The organism is Pseudomonas sp. B8(2017) (assembly GCF_002113575.1).
Taxonomy (GTDB): domain Bacteria; phylum Pseudomonadota; class Gammaproteobacteria; order Pseudomonadales; family Pseudomonadaceae; genus Aquipseudomonas; species Aquipseudomonas putida_Z.
The window spans coordinates 204,691-221,612 of the sequence record NZ_NEIO01000005.1 but is presented as its reverse complement, the minus strand read 5'-3'; the positions used below and the strand labels follow the sequence as shown (position 1 = coordinate 221,612).

The following is a 16,922-nucleotide window of genomic DNA, read 5'->3' as shown; positions in this document are numbered from 1 at the left end:
CCTAGCGGGATTTCTCGAAAGGTTTCACAAATGTGATTCTAGGCTCTTTCACCGGACCCTCGACACGGTAGTGCACGCTGGCGAAGCGCGACACGCGGTCGCCGATCAGCCGGTCGACCAGGAACAGCGCCCCACCCACGGCCGGCGCGCCGACAATCAAGGCCGCCAGCGGCAGGTTGTTGGTCACTGGCAGGCTCACCTGCAGGTTGGCATCGACCCGGTCGCGTACCAGGTCCAGGGTACCGTCCAGCTCGAAGTTGCTCGACGGGCCAGTCACGGCGATTGGCTCGCGGGTCACATAGACACCGTTACTGGCCACCAGCAAGCCTTTTACCCGGTCGTAGGCCAGGCCCTTGTCGAACAGGTCGGAGAAGTCCAGGCGCAAGCGCCGCCCGATGGAGTTGAAGTTCAACAGGCCGAACACCCGCAGCGCCTGGGCACTGCCTTCGACCTCGACGAACTGGCCGGTTCGCAGTGCTGCGTCCATGCTGCCGGAGAAGCGCTTGAGGCTCACCGAGGCCGGCGAACCCGGCCAGCGGCCATCCACATCCAGGCGGAAGTCGCGGCTGGTCACGGTCGGGGCAAAGCCCCAGGCCTTGAGCACATCCGCCAGGTTCTTGCCGTCCAGGCGCCCTTTGTACCAGCTGCCCGTGCCGCCCGGTTCGCCTTCCCAGCCGCCGCCACCATCGATACGCAGGCCTTTGAAGTCGAGGTCGATGTCGCTGGCGGTCACGCCACGCGCGGTCGGCCGCAGCTTGAGCGACGCACTGCCGTACAGGTCGTCACCGCGATAGAGCTTGTCGATGCTCAGGTCCAGCGCTGGCACCTTGCGCGGGTCGAACGAGGCCAGCGGGTCGGGGCCCTCTTCGGCCTGTGCCTCGGCCTGCTTTTCAGCAGCGCTGGCGGCGGGCAGGCGCAAGGTCTGCATGCGCACGACCATGGGCGCGCCCTTGGCATCCGGCACCCGGGCGTTGCCAATGATTTCCTTGCTGTCGAGGCGCAAATCCCAGGCGGGGCCACCACGGGCCAGGCGCACCACGGCCTGGTTCAGGTCCAGGCCAAAGGCTTTCAGCTGGCCGATGCTCAGGTCGACGCCTTGCAGGTTCTGCCGCGCGCTACCACCCGGGTCGTTACCGGCCAGGCGCGCCGCCTGTTCCTGCCAAGGCCCCAGGTCCAGCGCCTCCAGGTGCCCGCGCACTCGCAGGCCCTGGCCGGCAGGTACCTGGGCGTCACCGGCGCCCAGCAGCAACTCGCCACGGCCCTGCCCCAGCTTCTCGGCCGGCGCGGCGTAGGCAAAGCGGGCAAGGTCGGTGTAGGCGACATCGAAGCGTCGCTCCGGCCCCTGCAGGGTCATGCTGAAACGGGTGTCACGGGTATCGGACGCTGCCTTGCCGAACGGGGCTGGCAGGTCGATGGTCAGACCCTTGAGGCTGGAATTGACGCTCAGGCGGTTGTCCCGGCTACCCAGGCTGACCTGCAACTGGTACGGCAGGTCGCCGGAAGCCGGCAAGGCCTGGTTGAACTGCAGCCAGTCGGTCAGTGCCTTGAGCGACACCTGACCGCTGGCGTTGACGCGTGTCTGCATCTGCCCCGGCTGGCCTTCGGCGGTGATTTGCGCCGTCACCGGCTTGCCGAAGGCCTGCAGGCTGATGCCCTTGCCGCTCAGGCCCTTGTCCAAATCAAAACTGAAGTCACCCTTCAGGCGGCTCAACTCCAGGCTCGGCGGCGCCACCTTCAACCGTGCATCGTCGGTGGCAAAGTCCACCTGCACTTTCGGCCGCTGCCCGTGGGCCAGCGGAATGTCGAGCTTGACCTTGCCCTTGAGCGGCCCCTCGCCCTCCCAGCCGGCGAAAATCTCGCCAGTGCCGATTGGCGCTTCCTTGAGGATCTTCAGGCCATCGCCCAGGCTGCCGTCGAAGTCGCCATCGAGGTACAGGTGGCTTTGCTGGCCCTGGTCGACATGCGGGATATCGACGCTCACATCACTTACCTTGGTGTCGAGCAGCACGCCACGCTGGGCCTTGATGCGCACACCGCTGTCCTCGATGAACACATCGCCATCCACGTGCTGCACCTGCGGCCAGCCCGGCTGGAAGTCCAGGGCCGCATCACGCACCTTGAAGAACAGACTGATGCTGCGGGCTTCCGGCGCGACACCATGGTTCAGCGAGCCCTGGTACTGGAAGTAGCCTTCGTCCACCGTGCCTTTGACGATCGCACTGCGCAGCCATTCGTCGAGGGCTGGGCTGAGCACCTCGGGCAGGTACTTGGCGGTGTAGCGGCCATCGCCTTCGGTCAGGCCGACGCGCAGGTCCATGTAGTCCTCGCGACCCTCTTCGAACAACAGGCGAATGAGGAAGTCACCGGCGATCTTGCCCTCCTCGCCGAGCACCTTGAGGTAAGGCGCGACCAAGGTGAAACCTTCCTTGTCCAAGGCCCAGGTCAGGCGCGCATTGGCCTTCTGGTAGTGCCAGGGTTTGGCGAAGATCGGGTACAGGTGCAGCATGAACGCATCGGTATCAAGGCGCAGTTCGCCATGGCCAAGGTCACCGCTGATGCTGCCGCTGACGTTACCGGCTGCCGGGGCATTGTGATAGGCATCGAAACCGACCTTCTCCAGGTTGGCTTCGAACTGCAGGCGCTGGTCACCCTCGGCCTTGGGCCGGGCCTCCAGGCGCACATTGCGCAGAGCGCCGGTTACCTTCAGGCCATCGACCACGGCCATGACCTTGTCCGGCAGCGGCGCCAGGGCATCGATCAGCGGGGTCAACGGCGTGAGGTCGAGGCGGTCGGCCTGCACTTGCCAGCTTTCCGCGGCAGCGTCCTCGCCTGGACGCTGCTGCAATTGCAGGTGCGACTCCCAACGGGTCTTGCCGACATCCATGGCCAGGGAGTCGACCACTACATCGAAGCCTTGCTCCCGGCGCTGGAACCAGGCGCCCAGGGCCAGGTTGTTCAGCTTGGCCGCCTTGCGACCGGCATAGGCGCCCTGCAGCTCCGGTGCATTGAGGCGTACGACGGCCTGCTGCAACTGCCCCTTGCGCCAGTCGACCCAGAACTCGCCGCCCGCCCGCAAGGCGTCGGCATGCCACTGGCCCAGCAGGCGTGGCGGCAGCCAACGCGCCCAGTCACTCTGTGGCAGGCTCAGGTAGGCTTCGACCTGGCCGTCGCGCCAGGCGTTGGCCGAGGCACGACTGCGCAGATTCAGCGACAGGGGCTGGCCATCGGGCAGGGTCGCGCGCAGGTCCAAGGCATGGCGCGAAGCCCCGGCCTGCAGGCCGACACTCACATAAGTCAGGGTCAACGGGTCGCGCTGCCAGGGGTGCAGGGTGACCTGGCTGTCGAACACATCGATGCGGCCCAACTGGCGCAGGCGCTGCAACAAGTCGGCGGGGTCGAGCGGCGTATCGTCCTTCTTCGGCAGGCCTTCGAGGCTCCAGGCGCCCTGCTCGTTCTCGCGCAGGATCAGTTGCAGGCCGCCCAACTGAATGCGTGCCAGGCGTACCTCGCGGGCGGTGAGGCTGGCCCAGACATCGGGCACCACCTTGACGTCGTCCAGGCGCAGGGCCGTGGCCCCCTCGCCCAGTTGCAGGTCGCGCACCCGCAGCACCGGTGCCAGGCCGCTCCAGCGGCCTTCCAGGGCACCGACGTGCACGGGCAGGCCCAAAGCCTGTTCGGCCTTGCTTTCCACATCGGCGCGGTACTCGGCCACCAACGGCACCAGTTCGCGGCCGAGGCTGACATACAGCGCCACCAGTACCGCCAGCAGGGCGCAAACGCCCAGCCCCCAGCGGGTCAAGGCGACAAGAACGCGGGTCAGACGTCCCATGGCCATGGCCCTCCAGGTCGTTTATCCATGATGGCCCGTCGTCCCGGTTTTGCCAGCCCGGGCCACCCGCGGCGCGTTTCAGAAGGCCTCAGAGCAGCACCACATCGTATTGTTCCTGCGAATACATCGACTCCACCTGGAAACGAATGGTTCGGCCGATGAAGGCCTCCAGTTCCGCGACGTTACCGGACTCTTCATCCAGCAACCGGTCGACCACCTTCTGGTTGGCCAGCACGCGGTAGCCTTCGGCCTGGTAGGCACGGGCCTCGCGCAGGATCTCGCGGAAGATTTCGTAACAGATGGTCTCGGGAGTTTTCAGCTTGCCACGGCCCTGACAGGCCAGGCAGGGCTCGCACAGCACCTGTTCCAGGCTTTCCCGTGTGCGCTTGCGGGTCATCTGCACCAGGCCCAGCTCGGTGATGCCGATGATATTGGTCTTGGCGTGATCGCGCTCCAGCTGCTTTTCCAGGGTGCGCAGCACCTGGCGCTGGTGCTCCTCGTCTTCCATGTCGATGAAGTCAATGATGATGATGCCGCCGATATTGCGCAGGCGCAGTTGCCGGGCGATGGCTGTGGCGGCCTCGAGGTTGGTCTTGAAGATGGTCTCTTCAAGGTTGCGATGGCCGACGAAGGCGCCGGTGTTCACATCGATGGTGGTCATCGCTTCGGCGGGGTCGACCACCAGATAGCCGCCGGACTTCAGCGGTACCTTGCGCTCCAGTGCGCGCTGGATCTCGTCCTCGACGCCGTACAGGTCGAAGATCGGCCGTTCGCCCGGGTAGTGCTCGAGGCGGTCGGCGATTTCCGGCATCAGCTCGCCAACGAACTGCGTGGTCTTCTGGAAGGTTTCCCGCGAGTCGATGCGGATCTTCTCGATCTTCGGGTTGACCAGGTCACGCAAGGTACGCAGGGCCAGGCCCAGGTCCTCGTAGATGACCGTGGGCGCACCGCAGGTCTTGATCTGGGTGCCGATCTGCTCCCACAGGCGGCGCAGGTAGCGAATGTCCTGCAGGATCTCTTCAGCGCGTGCGCCTTCGGCGGCGGTACGCAGGATGAAGCCACCGGCGTCCTTGATGTTCTCGCTTTCCATGCAGTCGCTGACCACCTGCTTGAGGCGCTCGCGCTCGGCTTCGTCTTCGATCTTCAGGGAAATGCCGACATGGCTGCTGCGCGGCATGTACACCAGGTAGCGCGACGGGATCGACAGCTGGGTGGTCAGGCGCGCGCCCTTGGTGCCGATCGGGTCCTTGGTCACCTGCACCACCAGGGCCTGGCCCTCGTGCACCAGGGCGGTGATGTTCTCTACCGCCGAGCCTTCGCGCTGGGATATTTCCGAGGCATGGATGAATGCCGCGCGCTCCAGGCCGATGTCGACGAAGGCCGCCTGCATGCCCGGCAGCACACGCACCACCTTGCCTTTGTAGATATTGCCGACGATGCCCCGGCGCTGGGTGCGCTCGACATGCACTTCCTGCAGCACCCCGTTTTCCACCACCGCCACGCGCGACTCCATCGGGGTGATGTTGATCAGGATCTCTTCACTCATGGCAGGCTCTCGTCAAAGGTCTTGGATAATGATGGATGGCGTATGCAGTGCTGGCTACCGCTGGTTTGTTACCTCTGGCGTATGCGCGGGCGATTGCCAGCAGGCAATGCCGAATTGGCCAAGCAGTTCGGCCGTTTCACTGAGGGGCAAACCGACCACCGCCGAGTAGCTGCCGGAAAGGCCGGTGACGAACACCGCGCCCAAACCCTGGATGGCATAGCCGCCGGCCTTGTCCGCGGGCTCGCCGCTGGCCCAGTAGCGTTGCGCTTCCTCGGCGCTGATCGCACGGAAGCGCACCTTGCTGGTGACGCACAGGCTGTGCACGCGCTGGCCATCGCTCAGGGCGACCGCGGTCAAAACCTGGTGCTCGCGGCCCGAAAGGTCGGCCAGCATGGCCAGGGCATCTTCGCGGTTTTCCGGTTTGCCGAGAATACGACCATCGAGCACCACGGCAGTGTCTGCGCCCAGCACCACAGCCCGACCTTCCAGGGCCGCGGTGTGGCTATTCGCGGGCGCGCCCGCTCCCACAGGGACGGCGCTGCCCTCCAGGCCATCATCGGACCTGTGGGAGCGGGCATGCCCGCGAATGGCCTGCACTGGATGTTCCAGGCTGGCCAGGCCGGCGGCAGCCTTGGCCCGGGCCAAGCGCTCGACATAGGCCGGGGCGCTTTCATCGGGCAGTGGGGTTTCATCGATGGGGGCACTGACGACGCTGAACGGCACGCCGATCTGGGCCAGCAGTTCACGACGACGGGGCGAGCCGGAGGCCAGGTATAGCGGGTTCATGCAGACATCTCCCTGTCAGTCGCGGCGGCGCCGTCAGTTGATATGCAAGCGTCGGCGCAGGTCGCGCAGGGCGAAGCTGATCCACGGCCAGAGCAAGGCACTGATCACCGCCGACCAGACCAACGCCAGGGTGGGCAGGCGGTTGCCGGTCAGCGCGCTGAGCCACAGCTGGATCAGCTGGGCAATGCCGAAGATCACCAGGATCACCAGGCTCTGCTGCCACATGGGGAACATGCGCAGGCGCTGCTGCAACGACAGCACCAGGAAGGTGATGAGGGTAAGGATCAGCGCGTTCTGCCCCAGCAGGGTGCCGTACAGCACGTCCTCGGCCAGGCCCAGCACGAACGCGGTGGTCATGCCGACCTTGTTCGGTACGGCGAGGGTCCAGAACGACACCAGCAAGGCCAGCCACATGGGCCGGAACACTTCCATGAACTGCGGCATGGGCGAGACGCTGAGCAGCAGGCCGATGGCGAAAGTCAGCCAGATGACCCAGCCGTTGTTGCGGCGTGATGCAGCCATCATTGCCTCCGGGTGTGAGCGGGTGCGGCAGGCGCGGCAACCGGTGTGGCAGGTGCGGCCGCCGGAGCTGCCGGCTGCGCAGCCGGGGCTGCCGGGGTCGCTGGTGTGGCCGCTGGTGTGGCCGGCGTGGCAGGGGCGCTGCCAGCTGGTGCGCCCTGCTCGCCCGTCGTGGCCGGCTGGCCTGCGGTCGAGGTGCCCTTGCGGTCAGCCTCTTCCTGGGCAATGGCGGCATCGGTGGCGCGCTGTTCCGGGCTGCGTCGGTCGCTGAACACCAGCAGCATGTAGCGGCTACGGTTGAGCGCGGCGGTGGGGATGGCACGAACGATGGCGAACGGCTGGCCGGAATCGTGGATCACTTCGTTGACCGTGGCCACCGGGTAGCCGGCCGGGAACCGTTGCCCCATGCCGGAACTGACCAGCAGGTCGCCTTCCTTGATGTCGGCGGTATCGGCCACATGGCGCAGCTCCAGGCGCTCCGGGTTGCCGGTGCCGCTGGCGATGGCGCGCAGGCCGTTGCGGTTGACCTGCACCGGGATGCTATGGGTGGTATCGGTCAGCAACAGTACCCGCGAGGTGTAGGGCATCAGCTCCACCACCTGGCCCATCAGGCCACGGGCATCGAGCACCGGCTGGCCAAGGAACACGCCATCACGCTCGCCCTTGTTGATCAGGATGCGGTGGGTGAACGGGTTGGGGTCGACACCGATCAGCTCGGCCACTTCGACCTTTTCGTTGACCAGCGCCGAGGAGTTGAGCAACTCGCGCAGGCGCACGTTCTGCTCGGTCAGGGCCGCCAGCTTCTGCAGGCGCCCCTGCAGCAGCAGGGCTTCGGTCTTGAGCTTCTCGTTTTCGGCGATCAGTTCGGTGCGGCTGCCGAACTGGCCGGCCACACCTTGCCACGCACGCTGCGGCAGGTCGGTGATCCAGTACGACTCCATGAGTACCAGGCCCATCTGGCTGCGCACTGGTTTGAGCACGTCGAAGCGCGCGTCGACAACCATCAACGCGACCGACATCACCACCAGGACGAGCAGGCGAACGCCCAGCGAAGGGCCCTTGGAGAAAAGCGGTTTAATGGGCCGTTCCTCGTGGACGACTCAGGAGGTCATTGGACATGGGACAACGCACCAGCCTGGTTGCGGGTTGACGGATACGGCGCCCCGAACGGGCGCCAGCCCAGCACATACAGGTAGCACTGTGCGTACTACCTGTAAACCGGGGCTCGTGAACAGCGAGCGGAATCACTCGCTGGAGAGCAGGTCCATCGCGTGCTTGTCCATCATCTCCAGGGCGCGACCACCGCCACGGGCGACACAGGTCAGCGGGTCTTCGGCGACGATCACCGGCAGGCCGGTTTCCTGGGCCAGCAGCTTGTCCAGGTCACGCAGCAGTGCGCCACCACCGGTCAGCACCAGGCCACGCTCGGCGATGTCCGAGGCCAGCTCGGGCGGCGATTGCTCCAGGGCACTCTTGACCGCCTGGACGATGGTCGCCAGGGATTCCTGCAGCGCTTCGAGCACTTCGTTGGAGTTCAGGGTGAAGGCACGCGGTACGCCCTCGGCCAGGTTGCGGCCGCGCACATCGACTTCGCGTACTTCGCCGCCTGGGTAGGCGGTACCGATTTCCTGCTTGATGCGCTCGGCGGTGGACTCGCCGATCAGGCTGCCGTAGTTGCGGCGCACGTAGGTGACGATGGCTTCATCGAAGCGGTCGCCGCCAACGCGGACGGATTCGGCATAGACCACGCCGTTCAGGGAGATGAGCGCGATTTCAGTGGTACCACCACCGATATCGACGACCATCGAACCGCGGGCTTCTTCGACCGGCAGGCCGGCACCGATGGCGGCGGCCATCGGCTCTTCGATCAGGAACACTTCACGGGCACCGGCACCCAGCGCCGATTCGCGAATGGCGCGGCGCTCTACCTGGGTCGACTTGCACGGCACGCAGATCAGCACGCGCGGGCTCGGCTGCAGGAAGCTGTTCTCGTGAACCTTGTTGATAAAATATTGCAACATTTTTTCGCAGACGCTGAAGTCGGCGATGACGCCGTCCTTCATCGGACGAATGGCAGCAATGTTGCCAGGCGTACGGCCCAGCATGCGCTTGGCTTCGGTACCGACGGCGACGACGCTTTTCTGGTTGCCATGGGTACGGATGGCAACAACCGAGGGCTCATTCAGGACGATACCGCGCTCACGCACGTAAATAAGGGTGTTGGCAGTACCCAGGTCGATGGACAGATCGCTGGAAAACATGCCACGCAGTTTCTTGAACATGGGAAAGTGACCCTGGGGAAAGCGTGGGTAAAAAAGTGCGGCAAACTCTAACAATGGCAGGGATTTTGGGCAAGGAGCCAATATGTTAAATTGGCTGTTTTTCCGAGCACGCCAGCAGAATTTCGCGGCCGTTAGACCGCCAGAAAGCTGACATGTTCCTCACTGCGGACCCAAATTCCGGTCTTTGTTTCCCCTGGAGATCCCCATGGCGCTTGAACGCTGCGACGTGGAAAAGATCGCCCATCTGGCCCGTCTGGGCCTGAATGATGGCGAACTGCCACGCATTACTGACGCACTGAACAGCATTCTCGGGCTGGTCGACCAGATGCAAGCGGTCGACACTACCGGCATCGAGCCACTGGCCCACCCCCTGGAGGCCAGCCAGCGCCTGCGTCCCGACCAGGTCACCGAAAGCAACCAGCGCGACGCCTACCAGGCCATCGCGCCGTCGACCGAAAGCGGTCTGTACCTGGTTCCCAAAGTCATCGAGTAAGGGATAGAGCCTGCCATGCATCAATTGACCCTGGCCGAGATCACCCGCGGACTCGCCGACAAGTCGTTTTCCTCCGAAGAGCTGACCGGCGCCCTGCTGGCGCGTATCAAGCAGCTCGACCCGCAGATCAACAGCTTCATCAGCGTCACCGAAGACCTGGCCCTGGGCCAGGCGCGTGCCGCCGACGCCCGTCGCGCCGCCGGCGAAACCGGCGCGCTGCTGGGTGCCCCGATCGCCCACAAGGACCTGTTCTGCACCAACGGCGTACGCACCAGCTGCGGCTCGAAGATGCTCGACAACTTCAAGGCGCCGTATGACGCCACCGTGGTTGCCAAGCTGGCCGAAGCCGGCATGGTCACCCTGGGCAAGACCAACATGGACGAATTCGCCATGGGTTCGGCCAACGAATCCAGCCACTACGGCGCGGTGAAGAACCCATGGAACCTCGAGCACGTCCCGGGCGGCTCGTCGGGCGGTTCGGCCGCGGCAGTGGCTGCGCGCCTGCTGCCAGCCACCACCGGCACCGACACCGGCGGCTCGATCCGCCAACCGGCGGCACTGACCAACCTCACCGGCCTCAAGCCGACCTACGGCCGCGTGTCGCGCTGGGGCATGATCGCCTACGCCTCCAGCCTCGACCAGGGTGGCCCGCTGGCCCGCACTGCCGAAGACTGCGCCCTGCTGCTGCAAGGCATGGCCGGTTTCGACGCCAAGGACTCCACCAGCATCGAAGAGCCGGTGCCGGACTACAGCGCCAACCTGAATGCTTCGCTGCAGGGCCTGCGCATCGGCCTGCCGAAGGAGTACTTCGGTGCCGGCCTCGACCCACGCATCGCCGACCTGGTCCAGGCCAGCGTCAAGGAGCTGGAAAAGCTCGGCGCGGTGGTCAAGGAAATCAGCCTGCCGAACATGCAGCACGCCATCCCGGCCTACTACGTGATCGCCCCCGCTGAGGCCTCGTCCAACCTGTCGCGTTTCGACGGCGTGCGCTTCGGCTACCGCTGCGAAAACCCGAAAGACCTCACCGACCTGTACAAGCGTTCGCGTGGCGAAGGCTTCGGTGTCGAAGTGCAGCGCCGCATAATGGTCGGCACCTACGCCCTGTCGGCCGGCTACTACGACGCCTACTACGTGAAGGCGCAGCAGATCCGCCGCCTGATCAAGAACGACTTCATGGCCGCCTTCAACGACGTCGACCTGATCCTCGGCCCGACCACGCCAAACCCGGCCTGGAAGCTCGGCGCCAAGAGCAGCGACCCGGTCGCCGCCTATCTGGAAGACGTCTACACCATCACCGCCAACCTGGCGGGCCTGCCGGGCCTGTCGATGCCGGCCGGCTTCGTCGATGGCCTGCCGGTCGGCGTGCAGCTGCTGGCGCCATACTTCCAGGAAGGCCGCCTGCTCAACGTCGCGCACCGCTACCAGCAAGTGACCGACTGGCACACCCGCGCCCCCAACGGCTTCTGAGGAATTCACACATGCAATGGGAAGTTGTGATCGGGCTGGAAATCCACACTCAGCTCGCCACCCAGTCGAAGATCTTCTCCGGCAGCGCCACCACCTTCGGTTCCGAGCCGAACACCCAGGCCAGCCTGGTTGACCTGGGCATGCCTGGCGTACTGCCGGTGCTGAACCAGGAAGCCGTGCGCATGGCGTGCATGTTCGGCCTGGCCATCGATGCCGAGATCGGCAAGCGCAACGTGTTCGCGCGCAAGAACTACTTCTACCCGGACCTGCCCAAGGGCTACCAGATCAGCCAGATGGACCTGCCGATCGTCGGCAAGGGCCACCTGGACATCGCCCTGGAAGACGGCACCATCAAGCGCATCGGGGTAACCCGTGCGCACCTGGAAGAAGACGCGGGCAAGAGCCTGCACGAAGACTTCAGCGGCTCCACCGGCATCGACCTTAACCGTGCCGGCACCCCGCTGCTGGAAATCGTCTCCGAGCCTGACATGCGCAGCGCCAAGGAAGCCGTGGCCTACGTCAAGGCGATCCACGCGCTGGTGCGTTACCTGGGCATCTGCGACGGCAACATGGCCGAAGGCTCGCTGCGTTGCGACTGCAACGTGTCGATCCGCCCGAAAGGCCAGGCCGAGTTCGGCACCCGCTGCGAGATCAAGAACGTCAACTCGTTCCGCTTCATCGAGCGCGCGATCAACAGCGAGATCCAGCGCCAGATCGATCTGATCGAGGACGGCGGCAAGGTGGTACAGGAAACCCGCCTGTACGACCCGAACAAGGACGAGACCCGCTCCATGCGCAGCAAGGAGGAAGCCAACGACTACCGTTACTTCCCCGACCCGGACCTGCTGCCGGTGGTGATCGAGGACAGCTTCCTCGAAACTGTCCGCGCCGGCTTGCCGGAACTGCCGACGCAGAAGGTCGAGCGCTTCCAGAACCAGTACGGCCTGTCGGCCTACGACGCCAACGTGCTGGCTTCCAGCCGCGAACAGGCGGACTACTTCGAGGAAGTGGTGAAGATCGGTGGCGATGCCAAGCTGGCAGCCAACTGGGTCATGGTCGAGCTGGGCAGCCTGCTGAACAAGCTGGGCATCGAGATCGACCAGGCGCCGGTCAGCGCCGCACAGCTGGGCGGCATGCTGCTGCGTATTCGCGACAACACCATCAGCGGCAAGATCGCCAAGACTGTGTTCGAGGCCATGGCCGCTGGTGAAGGCGATGCCGACAGCATCATCGAAAGCAAAGGCCTGAAGCAGGTCACCGATACCGGTGCGATCGACAAGATGCTCGACGAAGTGCTGGCGGCCAACGCCGAGCAGGTCGAACAGTACCGCGCAGCCGACGAGGCCAAGCGCGGCAAGATGTTCGGCTTCTTCGTCGGCCAGGCGATGAAAGCTTCCAAAGGCAAGGCCAACCCGGGGCAAGTGAACCAATTGCTCAAGGCCAAGCTCGAAGGGTGATTTGAATATGCTGCGAGGGCTTTGCCCTCGTTCGCGGGCTTGCCCGCTCCCACAGGTACTGCGCCGCTTTCACAGGCGGTGATATACCTGTGGGAGCGGGCAAGCCCGCGAATGGCTGCACTGGAGACCTCCTGACTTGCTAAAGCGATCCCTGAGCACTCTCGCCCTCTTCTCCCTGCTGGCCGGCTGCGCCAGCCAGGACATCGACGTCGACCCCGACGGTTACGACAAGACCGGCACCGCTTCCTATTACGGCGCGCGCCACCACGGCAAACGCACCGCCAGCGGCGAACCGTTCAACCAGCATGGCCTCACCGCCGCCCACCGCAGCCTGCCCTTCGGCACCCGGGTACGGGTTACCAACCTGGCCAACCAGCGCAGCGTCGTGGTGCGCATCAACGACCGCGGCCCACATACCCGCGGCCGCCTGATCGATCTTTCACGTGCCGCCGCAGAAAAAATCGGCATGATCCGTAGCGGAACCGCGCGCGTGCGAGTACAAGGGCTTAGCGACTGACGCGACAGGAGTCCGACCATTTTCGACCTGGCTACCCTTCCCACCTTCAGCCTCTTGCAACTGGGCATCGCCTTGCTGTTGCTGGTCGGCGGTGCCGAACTGCTGGTACGCGCTGCTCTGCGCCTGGCCCAGCGCCTGCACGTACGCCCGCTGATCATCGGCCTGAGCCTGGTGGCCTTCGGCAGCACTGCCCCGCAAATGACCGTGAGCCTGCAGGCCGCCTACCAGGGCGCACCGGATGTGGCGGTGGGCAGCGTGATCGGCAGCAACATCTTCAACGTACTGGTCATTCTCGGCCTGGCCGCACTGATCATCCCGCTGCGCGTGTCGCGGCAACTGGTGCGCCTGGACATTCCACTGATGATCGTCGCCAGCGGCCTGGTCTACGGGTTATCCGCCAACGGCCACCTGGGCCGGGTCGAAGGGGTGTTGCTGCTGACCGGCCTGGTCGGCTACCTGGCAATGCTTTGGCACCAGTCGCGCCACTACGCCCGCACCTACCCCGCTCCGGCCACCGTCACCAGCAGCACCGGGCGCTTCTGGTCGGGCACGCTGCTGCAGGTGCTGGCCGGCCTGGGCCTGCTGAGCCTGGCGGGTCACTTGTTGCTGGAAGCCGCCGTGGAGGTGGCCACCGACCTGGGGCTGTCCGAGCGCATCATCGGCCTGACCGTCGTTGCCATCTGCACTTCCCTGCCGGAACTGGCCGCTGCGCTGATCGCCGCCCTGCGCGGTGAACGAGAAATCGCCGTGGGCACGGTGATAGGCAGCAACCTGTTCAACCTGCTGGCGGTGCTGGGCCTGACAGCACTGGTCACTCCCGAGCCGCTGTCGATCTCGCCCAACGCCTTGGCCTTCGACCTGCCAGTAATGCTGGGTGTTGCTGCGCTGAGCCTGCCGGTGTTCTATTCCGGTTACCGTATCACCCGCGCCGAAGGCCTGGTGTTCCTCTGCCTGTACCTGGCCTATGGGCTGCACGTGGCGGCGTTCACCATGGGCATGCCACTGGCCGGCCGCCTGGAGCGGTTGATGCTGTTCTACGTACTGCCGGTGCTCGCCATGGTGTTGCTGTACACCACCGCACGAGCCTGGCGTCGCCAACACTAAGGAAAACAACATGGCTGATAGCAAGAAAACCGGCGAACAGATTCGGCGCCAGGTGATGGGCGATGCGTTCGTCGACCGCGCCCTGGGCAATGCCACCGACTTTACCCAACCGCTGCAGGACTTCGTCAACGAACATGCCTGGGGCAGCGTGTGGGCCCGCGACGGGCTGCCGTTGAAAACCCGCAGCCTGATTACCCTGGCCACGCTGACCGCACTCAAGTGCCCGCAGGAGCTCAAGGGGCATGTGCGCGGGGCGCTGAACAATGGCTGTACGGTGGAGGAAATTCGCGAAGCGCTGCTGCATTGCGCGGTGTATGCGGGGGTGCCAGCGGCGATTGACGCGTTCCGTGCGGCACAGGAAGTGATCGACAGTTATCAAGGGTAGCCTGTACCGGTCTCTTCGCGGGCACGCCCGCTCCCACAGGGACCCTACAGGCTCTGATACTTGTGCAGTACCTGTGGGAGCGGGCGTGCCCGCGAAGAGGCCGGTACTGTGTTACCTACCTGGCCTGGCGAGCCTTCTTCATCTTGAAGGCCACCCACAGCACCAGGATCCACCCCGGAATCAGCATCACCGAGATGCGAATCGGCGGGGTCAGGTACATCACCACCAGGATCAGCACGATGAACGCCAGGCACAGGTAGTTGGTGACCGGGTGCCCCCAGCTCTTGTAGAACGGGGTAATCCCGGCCGCCAGCTTGGCCTTGCGGAACTTCAGATGGGTGATGCTGATGCTCGCCCAGTTGATCACCAGCGCCGACACCGCCAGGGCCATCAGCAAACCAAAGGCTTCACCCGGCATCAGGTAGTTGATCAGTACGCACAGCCCGGTGGCGAAGGCCGACACACCCAATGCGGTCAGCGGCACGCCGCTCCGGCTTACCTTCAGCAACTGACGCGGTGCGTCGCCCTGGCTGGCCAGGCCGAACAGCATACGGCTGTTGGCGTACACGCAGCTGTTGTACACCGACAGCGCGGCCGTCAGCACCACGATATTGAGGACGGTCGCCACCAGGTCACTGTCCAGTTCGTGGAAGATCATCACGAACGGGCTGCCACCCTGCACCACCTTCTGCCACGGGTACAGCGACAGCAGCACCGCCAGGGCACCGATGTAGAAGATGAGGATGCGGTACACCACCTGGTTGGTGGCCTTGGGGATGCTCTGACGCGGGTTGTCGGCCTCGGCGGCGGTAATGCCCACCAGCTCCAGGCCACCGAACGAGAACATGATCACTGCCAGTGCCATCACCAGGCCGGTGACGCCGTTGGGGAAGAAGCCGCCGTACTGCCAGAGGTTGGCCACGCTGGCGTCCGGGCCGCCATGGCCGCTGGTCAGCAGCCAGGCGCCGAAGCCGATCATGCTTACGATGGCCACCACCTTGACCAGGGCGAACCAGAACTCCATCTCGCCATAGACCTTCACCTGGGTCAGGTTGATCAGGTTGATCACCACGAAGAAGATCGCCGCCGTGGCCCAGGTGGGGAAGCCGGGCCACCAGTACTGCACGTAGATGCCCACGGCTGTCAGCTCGGCCATGCCGACCAGTACGTACACCACCCAGTAGTTCCAACCCGAAACAAACCCGGCAAACTCGCTCCAGTACTGGTGGGCGAAGTGGCTGAAGCTGCCGGCCACCGGCTCTTCCACCACCATTTCGCCGAGCTGGCGCATGATCAGGAAGGCCATCAGGCCGGCAATGGCGTAGCCCAGCAGGACGGAAGGGCCGGCCAGCTGGATGGTCTGGGCGATGCCCAGGAACAACCCGGTACCGATGGCCCCGCCCAGCGCGATCAGCTGGATATGGCGATTCTTCAGCCCGCGCTGTAACCGCTCGGGCGTGCTCTGGTCTTGCATGAAGTGTCCTTTAGCTCAGTGAGGCTGTGTTTTTTGTGTTGTTTGCAGTCAAGGATCTAGATCCATCCGCCCCACTGCAAGATGAAAATACCAATGTTGGTGGTGATCGCCGCCATTAGCGTGGTAATCACGATGATCGACGCCGCCAGCTCATGGTTGCCGTTGGCCGCCCGCGCCATGACGTAGCTGGCCGCTGCGGTCGGGCTGCCGATGTACAGGAACAGGATGCCCAGCTCGGCCCCGCGGAAGCCGCATAGCCAGGCACCGAGGGTGCCGAGCAGCGGTAGCCAGACCATCTTCACCAGGCTGGCGTCGATGGCCAGCCTGCCACTGTCGCGCAGTGCCGCCAGCGACAGCGTGCCTCCGATGCAGATCAGCGCCAGCGGCAGGGTCATCTGCGCCAGGTAATCGCCCGAGGTCAGCAGCCAGTTGGGCAGCGGCACCTGGCCGTACGCCATGGGCGTGGCCACCAGCACACTGATGATCAGCGGGTTGCTGAAGATGCTCTTGCAGATGCTCCACGGGTCGGATTTCAGGTCCGGGCTGTAAACCGCCAGCACCACTGCCGACAGCGAGTTGTACATGAGGATGACCAGGCCGGCGAGCACCGCCCCCAGGGAGATGCCGTAGTCGCCATAGAGACTGGCGGCCAGGGCCAGGCCGATCACACCGTTGTTGCCGCGGAATGCGCCTTGGGTATAGATGCCCCGGTCGGCCAGCGGGCTGCGCCAGATGGCCAGGCCCCAGGCAATGGCGAAGCCGGCCAGGGTGGCGACGACGAAATAGAGAAGGACGCCGGGTTTGACCGCCGTGGCCAGGTCGGCGTGATAGATACCGAGGAACAGCAGCGCCGGCATGCACACGTTGAACACCAGCTGCGAAGCGACGCGGTTGAAATTGTCGTCGATCAGGCGGATACGTTTGAGCAGCACGCCCATGAACAGCATGGCGAAGACCGGGGCCGTGATGTTCAGTGTCTGGATAAGAAGGGCAAGCATGCGCAAGCGATCCTGGAGGGGGTTGCCGTTAGGGGGCTAATGATACGCCAACGGCCGGGAGTTGC

The 16,922-nt window shown here is 64.8% G+C and carries 14 protein-coding genes; 6 read left to right on the top strand and 8 right to left on the bottom strand.

What is annotated here, in order from left to right:
- Position 1 precedes the first annotated feature (1 nt).
- From CAG22_RS10665 to mreB, 6 genes are all read right to left on the bottom strand, one after another.
- A complete protein-coding gene (locus CAG22_RS10665; protein WP_085705448.1) occupies positions 2-3,835 on the bottom strand; it encodes a YhdP family protein in 3,834 nt (1,277 codons plus the stop codon).
- 82 nt (positions 3,836-3,917) lie between these two features.
- Positions 3,918-5,375, bottom strand: coding sequence for a ribonuclease G (gene rng / locus CAG22_RS10660; RefSeq protein WP_013971067.1), 1,458 nt, complete (start codon positions 5,373-5,375; stop codon positions 3,918-3,920).
- A 54-nt stretch (positions 5,376-5,429) separates the two neighbouring features.
- Positions 5,430-6,161: a nucleoside triphosphate pyrophosphatase gene (locus CAG22_RS10655; RefSeq protein WP_085705447.1), complete on the bottom strand. Its 732-nt coding sequence runs from the start codon at positions 6,159-6,161 to the stop codon at positions 5,430-5,432.
- A 33-nt stretch (positions 6,162-6,194) separates the two neighbouring features.
- Positions 6,195-6,683: a rod shape-determining protein MreD gene (gene mreD, locus CAG22_RS10650; protein ID WP_015269051.1), complete on the bottom strand. Its 489-nt coding sequence runs from the start codon at positions 6,681-6,683 to the stop codon at positions 6,195-6,197.
- Positions 6,683-7,699, bottom strand: a complete 1,017-nt coding sequence (mreC, locus tag CAG22_RS10645; protein ID WP_371857994.1) for a rod shape-determining protein MreC — start codon at positions 7,697-7,699, stop codon at positions 6,683-6,685. Before mreC ends, mreD begins: the two co-directional genes overlap by 1 nt.
- 225 nt (positions 7,700-7,924) lie before the next feature.
- Entirely contained in the window at positions 7,925-8,962 is a 1,038-nt protein-coding gene (mreB, locus tag CAG22_RS10640) for a rod shape-determining protein MreB (RefSeq protein WP_003255163.1), read from the bottom strand.
- A 205-nt stretch (positions 8,963-9,167) separates the two neighbouring features.
- Between mreB and gatC the strand changes: the two genes are divergently transcribed.
- The 6 genes from gatC to CAG22_RS10610 all read left to right on the top strand — a co-directional run bounded on the left by gatC (position 9,168) and on the right by CAG22_RS10610 (position 14,385).
- Complete coding sequence (gene gatC, locus CAG22_RS10635) at positions 9,168-9,455, top strand: Asp-tRNA(Asn)/Glu-tRNA(Gln) amidotransferase subunit GatC (protein WP_003255165.1); 288 nt, start codon at positions 9,168-9,170, stop codon at positions 9,453-9,455.
- Positions 9,456-9,470: 15 nt separating this feature from the next.
- Positions 9,471-10,922, top strand: coding sequence for an Asp-tRNA(Asn)/Glu-tRNA(Gln) amidotransferase subunit GatA (gene gatA, locus CAG22_RS10630; RefSeq protein WP_085705446.1), 1,452 nt, complete (start codon positions 9,471-9,473; stop codon positions 10,920-10,922).
- An 11-nt stretch (positions 10,923-10,933) separates the two neighbouring features.
- A complete protein-coding gene (gene gatB / locus CAG22_RS10625) occupies positions 10,934-12,379 on the top strand; it encodes an Asp-tRNA(Asn)/Glu-tRNA(Gln) amidotransferase subunit GatB (RefSeq protein WP_013971062.1) in 1,446 nt (481 codons plus the stop codon).
- A gap of 136 nt (positions 12,380-12,515) precedes the next feature.
- Positions 12,516-12,896: a septal ring lytic transglycosylase RlpA family protein gene (locus CAG22_RS10620; protein WP_025337810.1), complete on the top strand. Its 381-nt coding sequence runs from the start codon at positions 12,516-12,518 to the stop codon at positions 12,894-12,896.
- A 60-nt stretch (positions 12,897-12,956) separates the two neighbouring features.
- On the top strand, positions 12,957-14,000 hold the full coding sequence (locus CAG22_RS10615) for a calcium/sodium antiporter (RefSeq protein WP_085691848.1): 1,044 nt from the start codon (positions 12,957-12,959) through the stop codon (positions 13,998-14,000).
- A gap of 10 nt (positions 14,001-14,010) precedes the next feature.
- Positions 14,011-14,385 (top strand): carboxymuconolactone decarboxylase family protein, encoded by a 375-nt coding sequence (locus CAG22_RS10610; protein WP_013971059.1) that lies wholly within the window; start codon positions 14,011-14,013, stop codon positions 14,383-14,385.
- A 115-nt stretch (positions 14,386-14,500) separates the two neighbouring features.
- On the opposite strand, the gene CAG22_RS10605 is transcribed toward CAG22_RS10610, so the two are convergent.
- Both CAG22_RS10605 and CAG22_RS10600 read right to left on the bottom strand, forming a co-directional pair.
- Positions 14,501-15,859, bottom strand: a complete 1,359-nt coding sequence (locus CAG22_RS10605) for an amino acid permease (RefSeq protein ID WP_085705445.1) — start codon at positions 15,857-15,859, stop codon at positions 14,501-14,503.
- A 56-nt stretch (positions 15,860-15,915) separates the two neighbouring features.
- Positions 15,916-16,857: an AEC family transporter gene (locus CAG22_RS10600; protein ID WP_085705444.1), complete on the bottom strand. Its 942-nt coding sequence runs from the start codon at positions 16,855-16,857 to the stop codon at positions 15,916-15,918.
- Positions 16,858-16,922 lie beyond the last annotated feature (65 nt).

Bases quoted from the DNA above. Each gene is read 5' to 3' on its own strand.
- CAG22_RS10605 (WP_085705445.1), bottom strand. From the start codon at position 15,859: ATGCAAGACCAGAGCACGCCCGAGCGGTTACAGCGCGGGCTGAAGAAT.
- CAG22_RS10655 (WP_085705447.1), bottom strand. From the start codon at position 6,161: ATGAACCCGCTATACCTGGCCTCCGGCTCGCCCCGTCGTCGTGAACTG.
- CAG22_RS10610 (WP_013971059.1), top strand. From the start codon at position 14,011: ATGGCTGATAGCAAGAAAACCGGCGAACAGATTCGGCGCCAGGTGATG.
- gatC (WP_003255165.1), top strand. From the start codon at position 9,168: ATGGCGCTTGAACGCTGCGACGTGGAAAAGATCGCCCATCTGGCCCGT.
- mreD (WP_015269051.1), bottom strand. From the start codon at position 6,683: ATGGCTGCATCACGCCGCAACAACGGCTGGGTCATCTGGCTGACTTTC.
- CAG22_RS10600 (WP_085705444.1), bottom strand. From the start codon at position 16,857: ATGCTTGCCCTTCTTATCCAGACACTGAACATCACGGCCCCGGTCTTC.
- gatA (WP_085705446.1), top strand. From the start codon at position 9,471: ATGCATCAATTGACCCTGGCCGAGATCACCCGCGGACTCGCCGACAAG.
- mreC (WP_371857994.1), bottom strand. From the start codon at position 7,699: ATGTCGGTCGCGTTGATGGTTGTCGACGCGCGCTTCGACGTGCTCAAA.
- rng (WP_013971067.1), bottom strand. From the start codon at position 5,375: ATGAGTGAAGAGATCCTGATCAACATCACCCCGATGGAGTCGCGCGTG.
- CAG22_RS10665 (WP_085705448.1), bottom strand. From the start codon at position 3,835: ATGGCCATGGGACGTCTGACCCGCGTTCTTGTCGCCTTGACCCGCTGG.
- mreB (WP_003255163.1), bottom strand. From the start codon at position 8,962: ATGTTCAAGAAACTGCGTGGCATGTTTTCCAGCGATCTGTCCATCGAC.
- gatB (WP_013971062.1), top strand. From the start codon at position 10,934: ATGCAATGGGAAGTTGTGATCGGGCTGGAAATCCACACTCAGCTCGCC.